The organism is Klebsiella sp. GW_Kp182, assembly GCF_040062275.1.
In the GTDB taxonomy this organism is placed as follows: domain Bacteria; phylum Pseudomonadota; class Gammaproteobacteria; order Enterobacterales; family Enterobacteriaceae; genus Klebsiella; species Klebsiella michiganensis.
Genome location: NZ_JBEAFQ010000057.1, coordinates 42460 through 62502 on the forward strand (window position 1 = coordinate 42460; position 20043 = coordinate 62502).

The following is a 20043-nucleotide window of genomic DNA, read 5'->3' on the forward strand; positions in this document are numbered from 1 at the left end:
TTGCTTTCGCGGAAGGCAAAAGCAGGCGACAATACGGCATCTCTTTTTCATCGACAGGAGCCGCAATGGCTATTTGGGTTGATGCGGACGCGTGTCCGAACGTCATTAAAGATATTTTGTTCCGCGCCGCCGAGCGCGCGCAAATCTCGCTGACGCTGGTTGCTAACCAGCCTCTGCGCGTCCCGCCGTCGCGCTTTATCCGCACGCTGCGCGTGGCGCAGGGGTTTGACGTGGCGGATAACGAAATCGTACGTTTATGCGAGCCGGGAGATCTGGTGATTACCGCCGATATCCCGCTGGCGGCGGAAGTGCTGGAGAAAGGCGGGGCGGCGCTGAATCCACGCGGTGAACGCTACAGCGAGGCGACCATTCGCGAACGCCTGACGATGCGCGACTTTATGGAAACGATGCGGGCCAGCGGCGTGCAGACCGGCGGCCCGGATAGCTTATCCCAGCGCGATCGGCAGCAGTTTGCCGCCGCGCTGGAGAAATGGCTGTTAGACGTTAAGCGCCAGCAGGGTTAAACCCAGCTGTCGTCGTCGCTGCCGAAATCATCATTGCCGAAACCGGCGTCAAAGTCGGCGTCATAATCGTTGTTGTCGGCGAGGAACTGCCCGTCATCCTGGCGGAAGGTATCGTCAGCGACGCTATTGTCCTGCGCCTGGCTGAGATCCGGCTGCGGTTTCTCTTCGATGATATTGACGATCTCCTGCGGATGCGAGCCGCTAAACATATTGGTCAACATGTTTCCCAGTACCACGCCGCCCGCGACGCCTGCCGCCGTTTGCAGCGCGCCGGCCATAAAACCGCCGCCGCTGCGCGACGCCTGAGGGGCGTAGTTCTGCTGCTGCGCCTGCGGAGCATACTGAGGCTGGGCGCCGGCCTGCGGTCGGCCATACTGCTCGGCGCCAGGAATCGGGTCGGAACCGCGCGACTGACCGCCGCCAAACAGGCCTGAGAGAAACCCGCCGCTGCTCGGCTTCGCGGCCTGAAGCTGGGTCACCTGGCTCTCCAGCGCCTGAATGCGGTCGTTGAGCTGTTTGATCGCCGCTTCCTGAATCAAAATCGTTTGCGCCATATAGTAAGGGGCGAACGGCTGCTCTTTAATGTGCCCGGCAATCCGCTCCTCAGCGCTGGCATCCCGTGATGCGCTGTGGCTCTCGGCCTCTTTTAATCGGGAAAACAGTCCATCGATAAGGCGTTGCTCTTCAGATTGCATACTACATACCTCTGTCATACTGATTGATTAGCTTCAGATTCGCTCCGAAGCACGCATCTTGTAAATATGCGGCAGCGTAAAGCTGTGCAGAAATGTGTTACTGTTTACGCCAGACTGCGAACAAAAAATAACTTCTGTACAAAAGTAAAGCTGGCATAACACCAAATGCAATGATAAGTTTACATTAAATGTCCTTTCTAATACTAAGGTGAAAGGGTTTGTAGATGGTGTGTAACGTTTATTTTACGATTTGCGTTGGGTAAGTTTGCGGTACCATTGTTTCTCTTTTCGCTTTCATTTATCCGCAAAATGCGGAACCAAGGGGTCTTCGGTAATGACACAGCTAATATTTCTTGTCGGGCCTCGCGGCTGCGGTAAAACGACCATCGGACACGCGCTGGCGAAAGCTCGCAGCTTTAAGTTCGCCGACACGGACCATGAGCTGCAGGAGCATGAGCAGCGCACGGTAGCGGCTATCGTCCAGCAGGAAGGCTGGGAACGCTTTCGTGCGCTGGAAACGCAGGCTTTAGAACGCGTCGCTCAACCCGCGACGATCATCGCCACCGGCGGCGGCATTATCCTCAGCGAATACAACCGACAGTTTATGCGGGAAAATGGCATCGTTATCTATCTCGAGGCCTCGGTTTCCGCGCTGATTGACCGCCTTGAAGCCTATCCGAAGGCGGAACAGCGCCCGACGCTGACCGGAAAGCCCATCCGCGATGAAGTGGGTGAGGTGCTGGCGCAGAGGGAAGCGCTGTATCGCGCGGCCGCTCATCATATTATTAATGCGACCGCCACGCCGGATGAGGTCGTGGAACAGATTATGACCACCGTCTGCGGCGAGACCTATACCAGTTAAGACTTTGCCTGGGGTAAACGGATCGGCAGCGCCTATACTTTAAAGCTCTTAAGGTAAAAAAAGGAAACGCTATGCCGACCAGACCTCCATATCCAAGGGAAGCGCGTGTTGTCGCCGTTGAAAAGGGCCCGCAGGGCCAGACGGTCACCTGGTATGAACTGCGCGCCGATCACCCGACGCCAAACTCACTCATCAGCGAACATCCTACAGAACAGGAAGCGCTGGACGCCAAACGGCGTTACGAAGATCCTGATAAGTCTTAATTCCTCTTAAATGTCCGGGATTCGTTCTGAAAAGATCGCTACCGGACATGTATCACATTTTTAATCTATTAACGGTACTAATGATTACCTAAGGTACGGATTTTCAGGAGCGTTTTTGACGCTTCTGGAATCTTTACATTCCATATCAGCCGTAACCTGCTACGCTTCTCGACGGTTGCTTTGGGTCACCAGGGGGCAGAAGTTGTAAATAAAAGCCTGTTTTGAAACAGCGGTTGTGAAAAGGTAAACGATATGAGTAGTGCATCGATGGCAATCTTGACCATTGGGGTCGTACCCGTGGCGGAGATGCTGCCGCTTTTAACTGAACATATCAGGGAAGACGAGATCGCCCACATTAGCCTGCTCGGCAAAATGACGCGCGAAGACGTTATGCGGGACTACAGCATAGAGCCCGGCGATGAGATGCTATTGACCTTGCTTAACGATAATCAAATTGCGCAGGTCTCACGGCAGAAGGTTGAGCGTGATTTACGTAGCGTCATTGCGATGCTCGATAAACAAAATTACGACCTTATTTTACTCATGAGCACTCATCCCTTTAGCGGATTTACGGCGAATAATGCGATCCTGCTTGAGCCGCAAAGAATTATTCCGCCGCTGGTCGCGTCGATTGTCGACGGCCATCAGGTGGGGGTGATTGTTCCGGTTGAAGAGATTTTGCCGCTGCAGCGGAATAAATGGCAGGTATTAGAAAATACTCCGTTTTACGCCATTTCCAATCCGGTGAGCGGCGGTAAAGAGGAGTTAATCGCCGCGGGCAGGGAGTTGATTGAACAGGGCGCAGACGTATTAATGCTGGATTGCCTTTGCTACCACCAGCAGCATCGCGACATATTACAAAAGGCGCTGGATATTCCGGTTCTGTTGTCAAATGTGCTGGTTTCACGGCTGGCGGCAGAACTATTAGTTTAACCTGATGTAACGCGTTAATTTTACGTGACAGGGGCAAGGAGCGCCCCCTATATTGTGCCTTCAACACAAGATCATAAGGGCGAGTTTATGCTTCAAAGCAATGAATACTTTGACGGAAAAGTAAAATCTATCGGCTTCACCAGCAGCAGCACCGGTCGTGCGAGCGTGGGCGTGATGGCGGAAGGGGAATATACCTTTGGTACCGCGCAGCCGGAAGAGATGACCGTAGTCAGCGGCGCGCTGAACGTACTTCTGCCGGGAGAGACCGAGTGGAAAGTCTATGCCGCCGGGGAAGTATTCAACGTTCCGGGGAATAGCGAGTTTAATCTGCAGGTGGCTGAGCCGACCTCTTATCTGTGCCGCTACCTGTAATGTTCGTTTCCTTCCTGCGCTGGCAGGAAGGAATTCACGAGATTAGCGCTGCGCTTCGCCGCCTAGCCCTTCCACCAGATTCTGAATCAGCGCGGCCAGCTCGCCGGTCATCAGAATAAAGTCCGCGTCAAAACGCTGGGCGAAATCTTCCCGATCGATATCTTCATTCCGATCGCGCAGTTCGTCGCAGAACTTCAGGCGTTTAATCGAACCATCATCGCACATTAAGAACTGAATGCGCTGCTGCCAGTCGAGCGCCAGCTTGGTGACGACCTTACCGGCTTCAATGTGCACGGCGATCTCGTCGCTCACCAGATCCTGTTTTTTCGCGCGGATCACGCCGCCGTCTTCCAGCATCGCTTTCAGCTCGGCTTCATCCAGCAGCTGGAAGCCCTGAGCCACGGTACCGGAACGCACCCACTCGGTCAGCGTCAGTTCGATCGGGGTTTCCAGCGCCAGCGGAACAACCGGCAGCGAGCCCAGAGTTTTACGCAGCAGCGCCAGCGTATCTTCAGCTTTTTTGGCGCTGGCGCAGTCCACCATGATCAACCCGTTGACGGTATCGATCCACATCGTGGTCTGGCTGAAGCGGCTGAAGGCGCGCGGCAGCAGGGAATGCAGCACTTCATCCTTCAGAGAATCTTTTTCGGTTTTTTTCAGCTTACGGCCCTGCTCGGCTTCCAGCTTGAAGATCTTTGCTTCCAGCGCCTGTTTGATCACCGGAGACGGCAGGATCTTCTCTTCTTTACGCGCGCAGATAACGATCTGGCCATTTGCCGTATGCGTCAGCGCATCGCTGTGCGATCCCATCGGCGGTACCCAACCGGTTTTGGCCATATCCTGGCTGCCGCAAGGGGTAAAGGTCAGCTCGGCCAGCTGTTTTTCCATCTCCTCGACGCGCAGGGAAATGTCGCGGCTGAGACGATAAACCATTAAATTTTTGAACCACAGCATGATAATTTCCACGGCTTAGTCGTTAAATCCAGCGGGCATGATAGCGAATTGTCGCTATGCTTGCATTGTTAATCGGGAGAGGAATTCACAGTGCGCATTGGCATTGATTTAGGCGGAACCAAAACGGAAGTCATCGCGCTGAGCGACCAGGGAGCGCAGCTATTTCGTCATCGCCTGCCTACGCCAGGGGGCGATTATCGCCAGACGATAGAGACGATAGCCTCGCTGGTCGAGATGGCCGAGCAGGCTACCGGGCAGAGCGGCACGGTCGGCATCGGCATCCCCGGGTCGATTTCGCCCTATACCGGCGTGGTCAAAAACGCTAACTCAACCTGGCTCAACGGTCAGCCGTTTGATAAAGACCTTAGCCAGCGTCTGCAACGGGAAGTGCGTCTGGCCAACGATGCCAACTGCCTCGCGGTGTCGGAAGCGGTAGACGGCGCGGCGGCCGGGGCGCAAACGGTATTTGCGGTGATTATCGGCACCGGCTGCGGTTCAGGCGTGGCGCTTAACGGACGCGCCCATATTGGCGGCAACGGTACGGCGGGCGAGTGGGGGCACAACCCGCTGCCGTGGATGGATGAAGATGAACTTCGCTATCGCGCTGAAGTACCGTGCTACTGCGGCAAGCAGGGCTGTATTGAAACCTTTATCTCCGGTACCGGCTTTGCGACCGATTACCGGCGGTTAAGCGGTCATTCGCTAAAAGGCAGCGAGATTATGCAGCGCGTGGGCGAGCGGGATCCGGTGGCGGAGCTGGCGCTGAGCCGCTATGAGATGCGGCTGGCGAAGTCGTTGGCTCACGTGGTTAACATCCTCGATCCGGACGTTATTGTACTTGGCGGCGGAATGAGCAACGTTGACCGTCTCTACCAGACGGTGCCGAATCTGCTAAAACCATGGGTATTCGGCGGTGAATGCGAGACGCCGATTCGCCGGGCGGCGCACGGGGACTCCAGCGGCGTGCGCGGCGCGGCCTGGCTGTGGCCGCTGTAATCATCAACCGCTGCGCGGCCTGAACGGCGCAGCGGGTACCCCGCGGATTACCGGTCCGGGATCTCCTCCAGGCTGTAGTAAATCGGCAGCCCCCTTTTTTTACCCTCCTCAATATCCAGATCCGCTCCCCGGGATTCGCCCGGCATGCGCAATATAGCGTCGCAGCGGCTAATGACACGGTGAGCGACCGGGTAGAGATATTCCTCGCTAATCGCATCGCCAATTTCCGTTGAACCCGCAGCTTTGGCGATGGGCAGAGCCAGCCATTCGCCGACCACGGGGATATGCCCTTTCTGATAAACGCGTAGCGCAACCTGGGCCATATTGTTCAGGTTAGCGTCGATAAGTTCCGCGCGATTGTGGGTGCCGCTGCGTACCGGGCCGGCAATCAAAATAAGTAAGCTTTTCATGGTTAAGACCTTCTTAATGGGCCAGAGGGGATGGGACGATGCTGCCGGAGGCAGCAGCACGCCCTCAGAAAAAGTCATGAATGCACGTTTTTGCACGAAATGATGTGGTTAAAATAATAAGCACGGTTTTTATGCATGATTTCGCCTGTTATTCATCGTTGAAGCAATGAATTTAAACTTATCATGCAAATTCGTGCGATATCAAGATTTATCGTGAATTCTGAGCCCGGGCAACAACGCGACCCCTCCCGTGGGGGAGAGGCTTGAAGACAGGTGCGGAGGGGGAAATTTATTCGACGGCGAAAGCTTTATCGAGACGGCTATAGCCCAGCCCGTTGATTTTTTTAACTTTAATTTGCACAGGAATGCGCTCTTTCATCGCCTCAACGTGGCTGATGACGCCGATAATCTTGCCGCTGGCGTTGAGCGCGTCCAGCGCATCCAGCGCGGTATCCAGGGTTTCGCTGTCCAGAGTGCCGAAGCCCTCATCGAGAAACAGCGAGTCTATCCGCGTTTTATGGCTCACCAGATCGGAGAGCGCCAGCGCCAGCGCGAGGCTCACGAGGAAGCTCTCGCCGCCGGACAGCGTCCGGGTGTCGCGCACCGCGTCCGCCTGCCAGGTATCGACCACTTCCAGCTCCAGGGCGTCGCTGGCTTTGCGTTGCAGCAGATAGCGGCCGTGCAGGCGGTTGAGCTGATGGTTGGCCAGCCACACCAGGTTATCCAGCGTCAGGCCTTGCGCAAACTTACGGAATTTATCGCCCTCTCTGGAGCCGATAAGCGCGTTCAGCCATCCCCAGTCTTCCACTTCCTGCGCAGCGCGTTCCATCTGCTGGCGTAACGACTGCTGACGCTGCTGGTTTTCTGCATTCTGCTTCAGCTGCTGGCGAATCTCTCCCTGACGGGCGCTGTTTTCCCGCAGCAGCGTCGTCAGCTGCTGAAGCTGTTCCTGTACCCGTTCAAGAGGCTGGCTGATATCCGTTTCCGCCGGCGGCTGCTGGCGGTGGCTATCCAGCGCCTCGCGGGCCCGCATCGCCAGCGCCTGATTCTGCTGTAGCGTACTTTCCAGCGTCTGCTTCAGGCGTTCAAGGCGCCGGCGCGTCTCCTCATCGAGCAGCGCGGCGAGAAACGCCTGCTGGTCAGCGAACGGGCTGGCGGCCAGCGCCGCGCTGAACTGCGCTTCGCTCTCTTTCAACTGAGCCTGCTGCTGGCTCTCCTGTTGCCCCAGGGTTTGCCACTGGCTCTGAAGCGCGAGGCAGTCGTCGTGCACCTGGCGCCAGCCGTCCAGCGGCGCGGGTTCCGCCGCTAAGTCCGTTTCCGGCAAGGACTCTAGCAGCGGGGTCAACTGCTGAAGCTGTTCCTGCAGGGCGATCAGTTCGTTCTGTTTGGCCTGCCAGCCGCGGGTCTCGTCTTCCCGCTGCGCCAGCCAGCCTGCGGCCTGCTCTGCTGCCGGTAAACTCAGCGCAAATGCGGCCAGTTCAGCCGCCAGCGCGGCGCTGCGCTGCGCTTGTTCCTGCTGGAGCTGCTGGAGCTGCTGCTGGCACTCCTGCTGCTGGGCCTGCCAGGCCAGACGCTGCTGATGCTGATACAGCCGCTGTTCATGCTCCTGCTGCGCGTTTAGCCAGCCGGGAATGTCATCCTTTGGCGTCAGGTCGATATTTAATCCGGCGATCGTCGCCTGCCAGCGTGAGGTAAGCGCTTGCTCCTGCTGCAGAAGCGATGCTTTCTCGGTGGCCTCTTTCTGCTGCTGCTTAAGCAGGGCGTCCAGCTCGCCGCGCACCAGGGCGCCGGCCTCCGCCAGCTGTTTGACTTCGCGCTCAAGCGCATCGCGCCGCGCCTGATTTACGCCGGGAACCAGCGCCTGATACTCGGCGACGGCCGGATGCTGCGCGGAACCGCAGAGCGGACAGGGGGAACCGGGCTGCAGGCGGGCTCGTTCGGCCTCCAGGCCGGCAATGCGCGCTTCCATTTCGCACAGGGCTTTGACATCGCTAAACTGCTGATTCTTCTCTTTATAGGCCTGACGGCGCTGGGCCAGGGTGGTTTCCAGCCGCTCCTGCTCCTGCTTACTGGCCTGCCCGGCGGCATGAAGCTGTGATAATCGCTGGCTCAGCGGCTGCAGCTGGCCATGCAGGGCCGCGAGCTGCTGGCGCAGAGCGCGCGCCGCGGCGTGCTGCGCGAGGCCGGCGCTGACCTGCTCAGCATCCAGCGCCAGCCCGTCGGGCGGCAGTTCGCCCAGCCGGCGGCTGGTTTCCGCCAGACGCTGCTGCAGAGCGGCTTGCTGCTGCGTATCGCGGGCCTGCTGCTGGAAAGCGGCCCGCCAGCCCGCCAGCGCATTGCCCCATCGCTGGTAGCGGTCGTGCTCTTTTAGCCATGCGGCGAGCGTTTGCTGGTGGTTCTGCAGGCGTTCAGACTGCTGCCGGGCGGCGAGGCGAATCCCCGCCCGCAGCCGCAGTCGTTCATGTAAGCGAGTATTTACTTCTTCTCTCAGATTGCGGGTTTGCGCCAGCGCGGCGGTTTGCTCCTGTTGACGCGTCCACTGCGGGCGTAGCTGCTCCGCGGGCTGGGCATTCAGCAATACGGTAAGCTGCGGTTGCGCCTGCTCCAGCGCAGCCTGCGCTTCGCGTAGCGCGGTTTGAACCTGCAGATCTTCTGCCGTCAGCTCTGCGCCGCGTACCAGCCACTGACGGGCATTTTGCAGGCGGGTTTGTTCGCTAACCTGCTGTTTTTCTTCATCAGTAAGCGCTTGCAAACTTTGTTGGAGCGCCTGCTGCTGTTCGTCGCTCAGCAGCAGCACGCCGGAGGCCTGGGCCTGAATTTTCTCCAGCTCGACGCGGGCCTGCTTATGCTTTTCAAAGACCTGTGCCGAAATCTGGCCGTAAATCTCGGTGCCGGTCAGCTCCTCCAGCAGCTCGGCGCGCTCTTTCGGTTTCGCGTTCAGGAAGGCGGCGAACTGCCCCTGCGACAGCAGCATCGAGCGGGTGAAGCGGCCATAGTCCAGGCCGGTGAGCGCGGCGGTCAGTTCCAGCTTATCTTTGACCTTATCGGCGAGGATCTTGCCGTCCTCGCAGCGCGCCAGCTCGACGCGCGGAACCTGCAGGTTGCCGTCCGGCTGGTTTCGCGCCCGGTTCTGGCTCCAGAAGGCGCGGTAGGCGATGCCTTTTACCTCAAACTCCACTTCCGCCAGGCATTCGGCGGTGTCGCGGGTCATCAGATCGTTCTGCGATTGCGACACGCTGCTCAGGCGCGGGGTTTCGTGATACAGCGCCAGACAGATAGCATCCAGCAGGGTGGTTTTTCCGGCGCCGGTTGGCCCGGTAATCGCGAACAGTCCGTTGCTGGCGAAGGGCTCAGCGGTGAAATCAATTTTCCATTCGCCTTTGAGTGAATTGAGGTTTTTCAGGCGTAAACTGAGTATTTTCACAGGCGATCCTCACCGTTCAGGCTATGCAGCGTTTCATTAAAGAGCTGTTCCAGGCGCTGCTGCTGCGTCGCTTCCAGCGTTTCCAGCGCCAGACGGCGGGCGAAGACGTCCTCCACCTGCAGTTCGCTGAGGGTCTCGCGCTGAGCGCCGGCCAGAATGCGATCGCGCTGGGCGCGGCTGCGGCGCACCAGCAGCACTTCTACCGGCAGCGTTTCGGTCTGTGCCTGGATTTTACGTTGGATATCATGCATATATTCGTCGCTGGTGACTTCGATATCCAGCCACGCTGAGGGCTGCTGGTCGTTATTCTGCCATTGGTTTAGCTGTGCGCTAATGCTGGCGAAATCGCCCTTCAGGACCGCCAGCGGCTGGGTGACGGGGACGATAAGCGGCGTGACGTCCGTCAGGCAGCCGTTAGCGAAAGTGACCAGATTGACGCTCTTATTTTTCCCGGTTTCGTCAAAGCTCAGCGGGATGGGCGAACCGCTGTAGCGGATATGTTCGCAGCCGCCGACCACCTGGGCCCGGTGAATGTGGCCGAGCGCGATATAGTCGGCGGGCGGAAAACGGCTCGCCGGGAAGGCGTCCAGCGTACCGATATAGATTTCGCGAACCGCGTCGCTTTTGCTGGCGCCGACGGTGGTTAAATGGCCGCTGGCGATAATCGGCAGCGCCCGGTCGCCGCGCAGTTCGCAGGCCAGCTGGTACTGCTGCTGGTAGTAGTCGCTGATGGCGCTGAGCAGCAGCTGCTGCTTTTCGCCGCCAGAGTGCCCGGCCTGGCTGGTCACCAGCTCACGCGGGCGCAGGAACGGTACCGGACAAAAAATCGCCCCCGGCGTACCGTCGCGCAGCGGCAGGATAAAAGGGGCGTGGCCGGCATTGGCCACCACCGTCGTATTCAGGAAGGCGAGAATGTCTCGCGACTCGTTGAGGGTGGCGACCGAATCGTGGTTTCCCGCCAGCACCACCAGCCGGCAGCGGGTCTGCTGCAGCTGAACGACAAAGCGGTTATACAGCTCGCGCGCGTAGCTCGGCGGTGAGCCGGTATCAAAAATATCGCCCGCAACAATAATGGCATCGACGTCATGCTCCTGCGCGCTGGCCAGCAGCCAGTCGAGAAACGCCTGATGTTCGGCGGCGCGACTTTTGCTGTAAAAATTTTGCCCAAGGTGCCAGTCAGAGGTGTGAAGGATGCGCATAGTTGTTCCATAGCAAAAAAGCGTAAGCGGCATTATATACCTCTCATCCTTCAAGTTGCTTATGCGTTGGCTACGTCCAGCCACCTGGTTACCTGTGCTTGTGGGGAGTGAAACCTGAATTATTGAGGGGATAACGCTGCTTTTGGGTGAGTTAAGTCCGTGTCACAATTCGAAATCCGCGTTCATCTGGCGGTCATTTTTTTCATAAATCTGTCATAAATCTGACGCATAATGGCCGCGCACTTCTATACTGATGGCTAAAAAATACAGGGTAAATAATGGCGAGAAGAATTCTGGTCGTTGAAGATGAAGCTCCAATCCGCGAAATGGTTTGCTTTGTTCTGGAGCAAAACGGCTTTCAGCCCGTCGAGGCGGAAGATTTTGACAGCGCGGTCAATCAGCTCAATGAACCCTGGCCTGATTTGATCCTCCTTGACTGGATGCTGCCGGGCGGGTCGGGTCTGCAGTTTATTAAACAGCTCAAGCGTGAAGCGATGACCCGCGATATTCCGGTGGTGATGCTGACCGCCCGCGGCGAAGAGGAAGATCGCGTCCGCGGCCTGGAGACCGGCGCCGATGACTACATCACTAAGCCGTTTTCCCCGAAAGAGCTGGTGGCGCGAATTAAAGCCGTGATGCGGCGCATTTCGCCGATGGCGGTGGAGGAGGTGATTGAAATGCAGGGGCTGAGCCTCGACCCCTCTTCGCATCGCGTCATGACCGGCGAAAATCCGCTGGATATGGGGCCTACGGAGTTTAAATTACTCCACTTCTTCATGACGCACCCGGAGCGAGTCTATAGCCGCGAACAGCTGCTGAATCACGTCTGGGGAACCAACGTTTATGTCGAAGACAGAACGGTAGACGTGCATATTCGCCGTCTGCGCAAAGCGCTGGAACATAGCGGCCATGACCGGATGGTACAAACGGTTCGCGGTACGGGATATCGTTTCTCCGCCCGTTTCTGAATGCTGACAGGAGTGTGAACCGTGCTGGAACGGCTGTCATGGAAAAGGCTGGCGCTTGAGCTTTTCTTGTGTTGTATCCCGGCCCTGATCCTCGGGGCGTTTTTAGGTTACCTGCCGTGGTTTTTATTGGCGGCAGTGACCGGTCTTCTTGTCTGGCATTTCTGGAATCTGATGCGCCTGTCGTGGTGGCTGTGGGTTGATCGCAGCATGACGCCGCCGCCGGGCAGCGGCAGCTGGGAGCCGCTGCTTTACGGACTGCACCAGATGCAGATGCGTAATAAAAAGCGCCGCCGTGAGCTGGGAAGCCTGATTAAGCGCTTTCGCAGCGGGGCGGAGTCTCTGCCGGATGCGGTGGTGCTGACCACCGAAGAAGGGGTGATGTTCTGGTGCAACGGTCTGGCCCAGCAGATCCTGAATCTGCGCTGGCCTGACGATAACGGGCAGAACATCCTTAACCTCTTGCGCTACCCTGAATTTGCCAATTATCTGAAATACCGCGATTTTTCCAAACCGCTCAATCTGGTGCTGAATAACGGCCGTCATCTTGAAATTCGCGTGATGCCCTATAGCGATAAACAGCTGCTGATGGTGGCGCGCGATGTCACGCAGATGCACCAGCTGGAAGGGGCGCGGCGAAACTTTTTCGCCAACGTCAGCCACGAACTGCGCACGCCGTTGACGGTGCTGCAGGGGTATCTGGAGATGATGCAGGAGCAGGTGCTGGAAGGGGGAACGCGCGAAAAAGCATTGCACACCATGCGTGAACAAACCCAGCGCATGGAAGGCCTGGTTAAGCAACTGCTGACGCTGTCGCGAATCGAAGCCGCGCCGGTACTGGCGATGAACGATAAAATCGATGTGCCGATGATGCTGCGGGTGGTCGAGCGCGAGGCGCAAACGCTAAGCCAGCAGAGGCAGGTGCTGCATTTTTCGGTCGATGAATCGCTGAAAGTACTGGGTAATGAAGAACAGCTGCGCAGCGCCATTTCCAACCTGGTCTATAACGCGGTCAACCATACGCCGCCGGGAACGGACATTACCGTAAGCTGGCAGCGCGCGCCGCACGGAGCGTTGTTCAGCGTCGAAGATAACGGGCCGGGCATCGCGCCGGAACATATTCCGCGTCTGACCGAGCGTTTCTACCGGGTGGATAAAGCGCGTTCAAGACAGACCGGCGGCAGCGGTCTGGGGCTGGCGATCGTCAAACACGCCGTCAGCCATCACGATAGCCGCCTCGAAATTGAGAGTACGCTGGGGAAAGGCACCCGCTTTAGCTTCCTGTTACCGGAACGTTTAATTGCCAAAAATTGAGCCCGAGCGGCCGGGTGTCAGAATAACTTGCCAATGACCAGCTTCGGCTGGTCATTTTCCTTTGCAGCGCAATCACAGCTGCGTAATTAACGAACGCTCGCTGCTTTTTTGTTCGCATGATAAGCCAGATGTTTTCTATCCATCAGGTAAATAATTCTACGCATCAAAATAGAGTTAGCATAATCATCTGCTTTTGCGATCCCTCCTTGCTTTAAAACGTTATAAGCGTTTAAATTGCCCCCCTACGGTCGCAGACAGACTGTTTTTGCGTGGTAATTCAAAAAACAATTCTTTTCCACGCCGCTTTGGGAGCATATCCCGCTGAGTTTACTGACAATGGCCGCTGTATCATCCCCAGGGGAAAGGCGCGGTATTTATCCGTTTTTACAACACCACATCCACAGGCTGTAATGAATTTATGACCCATCAGTTAAAATCTCGCGACATCATAGCGTTGGGCTTTATGACCTTCGCGCTGTTTGTCGGCGCAGGCAATATTATCTTCCCCCCAATGGTTGGCTTACAGGCCGGCGAACACGTCTGGAGCGCGGCCATTGGCTTTCTGATTACCGCCGTGGGTCTGCCGGTGCTAACGGTCGTGGCGCTGGCAAAAGTCGGCGGCGGCGTAGAGAGCCTGAGCACGCCGATTGGTAAAGTCGCCGGTATCCTGCTGGCGGTCGTCTGCTATCTGGCCGTAGGGCCGCTGTTCGCGACCCCGCGTACCGCGACCGTCTCTTTTGAGGTGGGGATTGCGCCGCTGACCGGCGACGGCCCGCTGCCGCTGCTGATTTACAGCATTATCTATTTTGCGCTGGTGATCCTCGTTTCGCTCTACCCGGGCAAGCTGCTGGACACCGTGGGGAATTTCCTCGCGCCGCTGAAAATTATCGCCCTGATTATTCTCGCCGTGGCGGCAATCGTCTGGCCTGCCGGTCCGCTGAGCCACGCGATGGAAGCCTACCGCACCGCGCCGTTCTCTAACGGCTTCGTCAACGGCTATCTGACCATGGACACCCTCGGGGCAATGGTCTTTGGTATCGTGATTGTCAACGCCGCGCGTTCTCGCGGCGTGACCGAAGCCCGCCTGCTGACCCGCTACACCGTCTGGGCTGGCCTGATGGCCGGCGTGGGCCTGACGCTGCTGTACCTGGCGTTGTTCCGTTTAGGTTCCGATAGCGGCACGCTGGTGGAGCAGTCCGCTAACGGCGCGGCGATTCTGCATGCTTACGTCCAGCACACCTTCGGCGGCGCGGGAAGCTTCCTGCTGGCGGCGCTGATCTTTATCGCCTGTCTGGTGACGGCGGTGGGCTTGACCTGCGCCTGCGCGGAGTTCTTTGCCCAGTACCTGCCGTTCTCCTACCGTACGCTGGTGTTTATCCTCGGCCTGTTTTCGATGGCGGTCTCCAACCTCGGCCTGAGCCACCTGATTCAGATTTCGATTCCGGTGCTGACGGCTATCTATCCGCCGTGTATCGCACTGGTTGTATTAAGCTTTACCCGCGGTTGGTGGCATAATTCGTCCCGCGTTATCGCCCCGGCAATGTTTATCAGCCTGATGTTTGGTATCATTGACGGCATTAAAGCGTCGGCGTTTGCAGAGATGATGCCGTCCTGGACCGCGCGTCTGCCGCTGGCGGAGCAGGGCCTGGCCTGGCTGATGCCAACCGCCGTTATGGTGGTGCTGGCGGTTATCTGGGATCGCGCAGCGGGACGTCAGGTGACATCCAGCGCGCACTAACCGACGCTTTACACAGGTGTTTAACCACGGGACTTCAGGTCCCGTGGTTTTTTGTTTTTTTGGTCACCCTCCTTTGTTCTTTGCCCCCGCGAAGGCCAGAGGAGAAAAACGGCATGGAACACGATGGAAAGTAGTAACAAGCTTAAGCGCGGGCTAAGTACCCGGCATATTCGCTTTATGGCGCTGGGGTCGGCAATCGGTACCGGCCTTTTCTATGGTTCGGCTGACGCGATTAAAATGGCGGGTCCGAGCGTTCTGTTGGCTTATATTATCGGCGGCGTCGCGGCCTACATTATCATGCGCGCGCTGGGCGAGATGTCGGTGCATAACCCGGCCGCCAGTTCATTCTCGCGCTACGCGCAGGATTATCTTGGCCCGCTGGCGGGCTATATCACCGGCTGGACCTACTGTTTCGAAATTCTGATTGTCGCCATCGCCGACGTCACGGCCTTCGGTATCTATATGGGCGTCTGGTTCCCGGCGGTACCGCACTGGATTTGGGTGCTCAGCGTGGTGCTGATTATCTGCGCCGTCAACCTGATGAGCGTGAAGGTCTTCGGCGAGCTGGAGTTCTGGTTCTCCTTCTTCAAAGTCGCCACGATTATCATCATGATCCTCGCCGGTTTCGGCATCATTATCTGGGGTATTGGCAACGGCGGGCAGCCGACGGGTATCCACAACCTCTGGAGCAACGGCGGCTTCTTCAGCAACGGCTGGCTGGGGATGGTGATGTCGCTGCAGATGGTAATGTTCGCCTACGGTGGGATCGAAATCATCGGTATCACCGCCGGCGAAGCGAAAGATCCGGAGAAATCCATTCCGCGCGCCATTAACTCGGTGCCGATGCGTATCCTGGTGTTTTACGTCGGGACGCTGTTTGTGATTATGTCTATCTATCCGTGGAACCAGGTGGGGACCAACGGCAGCCCGTTCGTACTGACCTTCCAGCATCTCGGCATCACTTTTGCCGCCAGCATCCTGAACTTTGTGGTGCTGACCGCTTCGCTGTCGGCGATTAACTCCGACGTCTTTGGCGTGGGGCGTATGCTGCACGGCATGGCGGAACAGGGCAGCGCACCGAAGATGTTCGCGAAAACCTCCCGTCGCGGGGTGCCGTGGGTGACGGTGACGGTGATGACGATTGCCCTGCTGTTCGCGGTCTATCTTAACTACATTATGCCGGAGAACGTCTTCCTGGTGATCGCCTCGCTGGCGACCTTCGCCACCGTCTGGGTGTGGATTATGATCCTGCTGTCGCAGATCGCCTTCCGTCGCCGCCTGCCGCCGGAAGAGGCGAAGGCGCTGAAGTTCAGGGTGCCTGGCGGGGTCGCGACCACGGTGATTGGCCTGCTGTTCCTGGTCTTTATTATCGGTCTGATCGGCTACCATCCTGATACCCGCATCTCGCTGTACGTTGGCTTTGCGTGGATTCTCCTGCTGCTGATTGGCTGGCAGTTTAAAACCCGCCGCGAGCGAAAACTGGCGAAAGCCTAGTCATTTTCGTTCTCTTCTTGCCGGATACGCACGGGCTATCCGGCAAGCTATCCCTCCACCCCCGCCATCCTCCCCCAATAATTCTGCCGATGATGAGTCATACGCCAGTACGCTGTGGCAAGGTGTGCCCATTCTGCAAAGAGAGGAATAATGATGTTGAAGGCATGGCACCTCCCGGTTGCTCCGTTTATTAAGGAACAGCAGGAACGACTGATTATTACGCTATGGTTAAGCGGCGACGATCTGCCACCGCGGGTCACGCTGCGCGCGGAAGAGGATAACGAAGAGCTGTCGCTGCCGATGCACCGCCTGCGGCAGGAGCCGCATCCGGGCGTGGTGGCGTGGCGCGGGGAAATCAGCCTCGTTAACGGGCAGCCGCGTCGGCGCTACAGCTTCAAGCTGCTGTGGGCTGACCGCCAGCTGTGGTTCACGCCGCAGGGGTTCAACCGCTTTCCGCCGGCGAGGCTGGAGCAGTTTGCGGTCGATCTGCCGGACAGCGGACCGCAGTGGGTAGCCGATCAGGTATTTTATCAAATCTTCCCTGACCGTTTTGCCCGCAGCGAGTCTCGCGAAGCGGGACAGGATGCGATTTATTACCATCACGCCGCCGGTCACGACATCGTACGCAAAGCGTGGGATGAACCGCTAACCGCCGAGGCGGGCGGTTCCACCTTTTACGGCGGCGATCTCGATGGTATCAGCGAGCGGCTGCCGTACCTGAAGCAGCTTGGCGTGACGGCGCTGTACCTGAACCCGGTATTTGTCGCCCCTAGCGTGCATAAATATGATACCGAGGATTATCGTCGCGTTGATCCGCAGTTTGGCGGCGATGCGGCGCTGCTGCGCCTGCGCCACCATACGCAAAAAGGGGGAATGCGTCTGATCCTCGATGGCGTGTTCAACCATAGCGGCGATTCGCATGCCTGGTTCGACCGCCACCAGCGCGGTAGCGGCGGTGCCTGCCATAACGCCGATTCGCCGTGGCGCGACTGGTATAATTTTTCCCCCGAGGGCGTTGCCCACGACTGGCTGGGATACGCCAGCTTGCCTAAGCTGGACTACCGGTCGTCGACGCTGATCGATGAAATCTATGGCGGGGAAGATAGTATCGTGCGCCACTGGCTGAAAGCGCCATGGAGCATGGACGGCTGGCGCCTGGACGTGGTGCATATGCTGGGCGAAGAGGGCGGGGCGCGCAATAACCTGCGCCATATCGCCGGCATTACCCAGGCGGCGAAGCTGGAGCGGCCGGACGCTTTCGTGTTCGGTGAGCATTTCGGCGACGCGCGCCAGTGGCTACAGGCCGACGTTGAAGATTCGGCGATGAACTACCGCGGCTTTACCTTTCCGCTGTGGGGCTTTCTCGCGAACACCGATATCTCCTACGATCCGCAGAAAATCGATGCGCAGACCTGTATGGCGTGGATGGATAACTATCGCGCCGGACTGTCGCACCAGCAGCAGCTGCGGATGTTTAACCAGCTCGATAGCCACGATACCGCGCGCTTTAAGTCTCTGCTCGGCAAAGATGTTGCCCGCCTGCCGCTGGCGGTGGTGTGGCTATTTAGCTGGCCGGGCGTGCCGTGCATTTACTACGGCGATGAAGTGGGCGTGGATGGCAATAACGATCCGTTCTGCCGTAAGCCGTTCCCGTGGGATCCGGCTTTGCAGGATGGCGCTCTGCTCGAACTGTACAAGCGGATGAGCAAGCTGCGTAAGGCCAATCAGGCGCTGCGCTACGGCGGCTGTCAGGTGATTTATGCCGAAGATAACGTGGTGGTGTTCGTGCGCGTCTATAAACAGCAGCGCGTGCTGGTGGCGATCAACCGCGGCGAAGCCTGCGAGGTGGTGGTGGAGGATTCGCCGCTGCTCGACGTCACCGGCTGGCAGCTGAAAGAGGGCGCCGGGGCGCTACACGACGGCGTGCTGACGCTACCGTCTATCTCTGCCAGCGTCTGGTTTAGCCGCTAGTCGTAGAGCTGGCCCAGGCTTTCACTTTGCAAAATGGCCTCGCGCCACCAGCGCTGGGCCAGCCCGTCGTTGCCGCTGCGCCAGGCCATATAGGTGATATCTTTCTCGCGGCAGGAGATGACGGCCTTTTCGACCAGCTCGCCTTTTTCCAGCCACGGCCGGGCAATGTGGCGCGGTAAAAAGCCGCAGCCCAGCCCGGCGCGCAAGAGTTCGACTTTACTGGCGAAATCATCGACGCGGATTTGCGGCTGCTCGTCGAGCAGGTTGCTGTTGAGCGGATGGCAGTAGCGGGCGCTGTCGCTGATAACCACCGCGCGATGCAGGCTGAGCTGCTTGTTGGTCAGCGGTTGGGTTGTTTCCGCCAGCGGATGCCCCGGCGCGATGACGAAAATATTGTCCATGGCGCCGAGCATTTTCCACGACCATTCGGCGGAGGTCGGCGGTTCATTGATCGCCCCGAGAATAATATCCGCGCCGTTGTGGGTGAGCTCTTCCCACGAGCCCGCAAGAGTATGGTGGGTAAAGTTAAGGCGGGTTTGCGGGTGCTGGGCGTAGAACGCGTCGATCAGCGGCAGCAGCGCGCTAAACGGGAAAGAGTCATCCAGGGCGATTGCCAGATCCCGTTCCCAACCGGCGCTGAGCTGCACCGCCTGCTTTTCCAGATCTTTGGCGGCATTCAGCAGCAATCGGCCTTTCTCCAGCATCATTCTGCCCGTATCGGTAAATTTTGCCCGGTGCCCGGAGCGATCCAACAGAGTGATATTCAGATCGTTTTCCAGCTTTTGAATCATGTAGCTCAGCGCGGCAGGGGTTTTAAATAGCGATTCTGCGGCGGTGGCAAAAGAGCCATGTTTGTCCAGCGCGTCGAGAATCAACAGGACATCAAGGTTCAGGCGCATGCGTCAGCTTCCGGTAAAAAAGAGTGCCTCCGTTTTACCGGAGCGCCCTGTTCAATTCCAGTGAATAATTTAGAACGGTTAACCGTAAAAATTTGATAAACATAATTTTGCCCATCTTGTAATGGTTAATCGAAATAGCCATTACTTTTCGCTTTGGAAATAAATCAGAAAAAAATCTTTAATAACTCGTTAGAAATTACTGACTATACTCACCATGCTTTATCAGTCAGGATCCAGACAGCACAACGGAAACGGTAGTATCTTTTTAACTCATTGATTAACAGGATATGTTATGTCTATTCGTGAACTGATCGATCCCTCAAACTCAGCGCTTATTTTTATTGACCACCAGCCGCAAATGTCTTTTGGCGTAGCCAATATTGACCGTCAGACCCTGAAAAATAATACGGTAGCCTTAGCCAAAGCGGGCAAAATTTTTAATGTTCCGGTGATTTATACCTCCGTAGAAACCAAAAGCTTCAGCGGCTATATCTGGCCGGAACTGCTGGCCGTACATCCTGATGTGAAACCTATTGAACGTACCTCAATGAATTCCTGGGAAGACGCGGCTTTTGTTGAAGCGGTAAAGGCGACCGGACGCAAGAAACTGATTATTTCCGCACTGTGGACGGAAGTCTGCCTGACTTTCCCGGCGCTGATGGCGCTGGATGCGGGCTATGAAGTTTACGTGGTGACCGATACCTCCGGCGGCACCTCGGTTGATGCCCACGAACGCTCCATTGACCGTATGGTACAGGCCGGCGCGGTGCCGGTAACCTGGCAGCAGGTGCTGCTGGAGTACCAGCGCGACTGGTCGCGTAAAGAGACGTATGACGCGGTGATGGACCTGGTGCGCGAGCACAGCGGCGCCTACGGGATGGGCGTGGATTACGCTTATACCATGGTGCACGGCGCGCCAGAGCGTAAAGCTTAAATACACTTCATCCTTCAAGCTGCCTCTTTGTTGGCTTCGTTTGCCCGCCCCGGTCACTGACTCATGTCAGCTCCCGGGGACGAACAACCTTGCCGC

At 57.5% G+C, this 20043-nt stretch carries 18 protein-coding genes; 12 read left to right on the forward strand and 6 right to left on the reverse strand.

The features are described 5' to 3' along the window. The first annotated feature begins 65 nt into the window (after positions 1 to 65). Complete coding sequence (locus tag ABLU88_RS24180; protein ID WP_009653579.1) at positions 66 to 524, forward strand: YaiI/YqxD family protein; 459 nt, start codon at positions 66 to 68, stop codon at positions 522 to 524. Here the strand turns inward: ABLU88_RS24180 and ABLU88_RS24185 are convergent. Then, positions 521 to 1219: a DUF2076 domain-containing protein gene (locus tag ABLU88_RS24185; protein ID WP_014228142.1), complete on the reverse strand. Its 699-nt coding sequence runs from the start codon at positions 1217 to 1219 to the stop codon at positions 521 to 523. The genes ABLU88_RS24180 and ABLU88_RS24185 overlap by 4 nt on opposite strands. 334 nt (positions 1220 to 1553) lie before the next feature. On the opposite strand from ABLU88_RS24185, the gene aroL reads away from it, so the two are divergent. The 4 genes from aroL (at position 1554) to ppnP (ending at position 3649) form a co-directional block, all read left to right on the forward strand. Next, complete coding sequence (gene aroL, locus ABLU88_RS24190) at positions 1554 to 2081, forward strand: shikimate kinase AroL (RefSeq protein WP_004848163.1); 528 nt, start codon at positions 1554 to 1556, stop codon at positions 2079 to 2081. 71 nt (positions 2082 to 2152) lie between these two features. Continuing rightward, entirely contained in the window at positions 2153 to 2344 is a 192-nt protein-coding gene (locus ABLU88_RS24195) for a YaiA family protein (RefSeq protein WP_004129622.1), read from the forward strand. Between the two features lie 252 nt (positions 2345 to 2596). Further along, positions 2597 to 3277, forward strand: coding sequence for an AroM family protein (locus tag ABLU88_RS24200; protein ID WP_165795123.1), 681 nt, complete (start codon positions 2597 to 2599; stop codon positions 3275 to 3277). Between the two features lie 87 nt (positions 3278 to 3364). Then, positions 3365 to 3649, forward strand: a complete 285-nt coding sequence (gene ppnP, locus ABLU88_RS24205; RefSeq protein ID WP_004099395.1) for a pyrimidine/purine nucleoside phosphorylase — start codon at positions 3365 to 3367, stop codon at positions 3647 to 3649. 42 nt (positions 3650 to 3691) lie between these two features. Here ppnP and rdgC read toward each other — a convergent pair whose 3' ends face one another. Then, positions 3692 to 4603: a recombination-associated protein RdgC gene (gene rdgC, locus ABLU88_RS24210; RefSeq protein ID WP_348838238.1), complete on the reverse strand. Its 912-nt coding sequence runs from the start codon at positions 4601 to 4603 to the stop codon at positions 3692 to 3694. 90 nt (positions 4604 to 4693) lie between these two features. Here rdgC and mak point away from each other — a divergent pair, with 90 nt between their 5' ends. Next, positions 4694 to 5599 (forward strand): fructokinase, encoded by a 906-nt coding sequence (gene mak, locus ABLU88_RS24215; protein ID WP_014228144.1) that lies wholly within the window; start codon positions 4694 to 4696, stop codon positions 5597 to 5599. 47 nt (positions 5600 to 5646) lie between these two features. Here the strand turns inward: mak and ABLU88_RS24220 are convergent, their stop codons facing one another. The 3 genes from ABLU88_RS24220 to sbcD form a co-directional block, all read right to left on the reverse strand. Further along, positions 5647 to 6009, reverse strand: a complete 363-nt coding sequence (locus ABLU88_RS24220; RefSeq protein WP_025107193.1) for an NUDIX hydrolase — start codon at positions 6007 to 6009, stop codon at positions 5647 to 5649. Positions 6010 to 6298: 289 nt separating this feature from the next. Further along, positions 6299 to 9433: an exonuclease subunit SbcC gene (gene sbcC, locus ABLU88_RS24225; protein ID WP_345911460.1), complete on the reverse strand. Its 3135-nt coding sequence runs from the start codon at positions 9431 to 9433 to the stop codon at positions 6299 to 6301. After that, on the reverse strand, positions 9430 to 10632 hold the full coding sequence (sbcD, locus tag ABLU88_RS24230; protein ID WP_014228147.1) for an exonuclease subunit SbcD: 1203 nt from the start codon (positions 10630 to 10632) through the stop codon (positions 9430 to 9432). Before sbcD ends, sbcC begins: the two co-directional genes overlap by 4 nt. A gap of 278 nt (positions 10633 to 10910) precedes the next feature. Between sbcD and phoB the strand changes: the two genes are divergently transcribed. From phoB to malZ, 5 genes are all read left to right on the forward strand, one after another. Continuing rightward, on the forward strand, positions 10911 to 11600 hold the full coding sequence (phoB, locus tag ABLU88_RS24235) for a phosphate response regulator transcription factor PhoB (protein WP_004099401.1): 690 nt from the start codon (positions 10911 to 10913) through the stop codon (positions 11598 to 11600). A 21-nt stretch (positions 11601 to 11621) separates the two neighbouring features. Beyond that, positions 11622 to 12911: a phosphate regulon sensor histidine kinase PhoR gene (gene phoR, locus ABLU88_RS24240; RefSeq protein ID WP_004848171.1), complete on the forward strand. Its 1290-nt coding sequence runs from the start codon at positions 11622 to 11624 to the stop codon at positions 12909 to 12911. A 418-nt stretch (positions 12912 to 13329) separates the two neighbouring features. Further along, positions 13330 to 14649: a branched-chain amino acid transporter carrier protein BrnQ gene (brnQ, locus tag ABLU88_RS24245; RefSeq protein WP_025107191.1), complete on the forward strand. Its 1320-nt coding sequence runs from the start codon at positions 13330 to 13332 to the stop codon at positions 14647 to 14649. 123 nt (positions 14650 to 14772) lie between these two features. Then, positions 14773 to 16143 carry a proline-specific permease ProY gene (proY, locus tag ABLU88_RS24250; protein ID WP_004848174.1) on the forward strand — a complete coding sequence of 457 codons (1371 nt, stop codon included), beginning with the start codon at positions 14773 to 14775 and terminating at the stop codon, positions 16141 to 16143. A gap of 153 nt (positions 16144 to 16296) precedes the next feature. Beyond that, entirely contained in the window at positions 16297 to 18114 is a 1818-nt protein-coding gene (gene malZ / locus ABLU88_RS24255) for a maltodextrin glucosidase (RefSeq protein ID WP_348838249.1), read from the forward strand. Here malZ and ABLU88_RS24260 read toward each other — a convergent pair. Further along, a complete protein-coding gene (locus ABLU88_RS24260) occupies positions 18111 to 19013 on the reverse strand; it encodes a LysR family transcriptional regulator (protein ID WP_004129645.1) in 903 nt (300 codons plus the stop codon). The genes malZ and ABLU88_RS24260 overlap by 4 nt on opposite strands. Before the next feature lie 292 nt (positions 19014 to 19305). On the opposite strand from ABLU88_RS24260, the gene ABLU88_RS24265 reads away from it, so the two are divergent. Further along, a complete protein-coding gene (locus ABLU88_RS24265) occupies positions 19306 to 19947 on the forward strand; it encodes a hydrolase (RefSeq protein ID WP_004848179.1) in 642 nt (213 codons plus the stop codon). The last annotated feature ends 96 nt before the right edge of the window (positions 19948 to 20043 follow it).

What these genes read in the sequence shown, in the direction of transcription:
- ABLU88_RS24180 (WP_009653579.1), top strand. Translation starts at nt 66, where the DNA reads ATGGCTATTTGGGTTGATGCGGACGCGTGTCCGAACGTCATTAAAGAT.
- ABLU88_RS24185 (WP_014228142.1), bottom strand. Translation starts at nt 1,219, where the DNA reads ATGCAATCTGAAGAGCAACGCCTTATCGATGGACTGTTTTCCCGATTA.
- aroL (WP_004848163.1), top strand. Translation starts at nt 1,554, where the DNA reads ATGACACAGCTAATATTTCTTGTCGGGCCTCGCGGCTGCGGTAAAACG.
- ABLU88_RS24195 (WP_004129622.1), top strand. Translation starts at nt 2,153, where the DNA reads ATGCCGACCAGACCTCCATATCCAAGGGAAGCGCGTGTTGTCGCCGTT.
- ABLU88_RS24200 (WP_165795123.1), top strand. Translation starts at nt 2,597, where the DNA reads ATGAGTAGTGCATCGATGGCAATCTTGACCATTGGGGTCGTACCCGTG.
- ppnP (WP_004099395.1), top strand. Translation starts at nt 3,365, where the DNA reads ATGCTTCAAAGCAATGAATACTTTGACGGAAAAGTAAAATCTATCGGC.
- rdgC (WP_348838238.1), bottom strand. Translation starts at nt 4,603, where the DNA reads ATGCTGTGGTTCAAAAATTTAATGGTTTATCGTCTCAGCCGCGACATT.
- ABLU88_RS24220 (WP_025107193.1), bottom strand. Translation starts at nt 6,009, where the DNA reads ATGAAAAGCTTACTTATTTTGATTGCCGGCCCGGTACGCAGCGGCACC.
- sbcD (WP_014228147.1), bottom strand. Translation starts at nt 10,632, where the DNA reads ATGCGCATCCTTCACACCTCTGACTGGCACCTTGGGCAAAATTTTTAC.
- phoB (WP_004099401.1), top strand. Translation starts at nt 10,911, where the DNA reads ATGGCGAGAAGAATTCTGGTCGTTGAAGATGAAGCTCCAATCCGCGAA.
- brnQ (WP_025107191.1), top strand. Translation starts at nt 13,330, where the DNA reads ATGACCCATCAGTTAAAATCTCGCGACATCATAGCGTTGGGCTTTATG.
- proY (WP_004848174.1), top strand. Translation starts at nt 14,773, where the DNA reads ATGGAAAGTAGTAACAAGCTTAAGCGCGGGCTAAGTACCCGGCATATT.
- malZ (WP_348838249.1), top strand. Translation starts at nt 16,297, where the DNA reads ATGTTGAAGGCATGGCACCTCCCGGTTGCTCCGTTTATTAAGGAACAG.
- ABLU88_RS24260 (WP_004129645.1), bottom strand. Translation starts at nt 19,013, where the DNA reads ATGCGCCTGAACCTTGATGTCCTGTTGATTCTCGACGCGCTGGACAAA.
- ABLU88_RS24265 (WP_004848179.1), top strand. Translation starts at nt 19,306, where the DNA reads ATGTCTATTCGTGAACTGATCGATCCCTCAAACTCAGCGCTTATTTTT.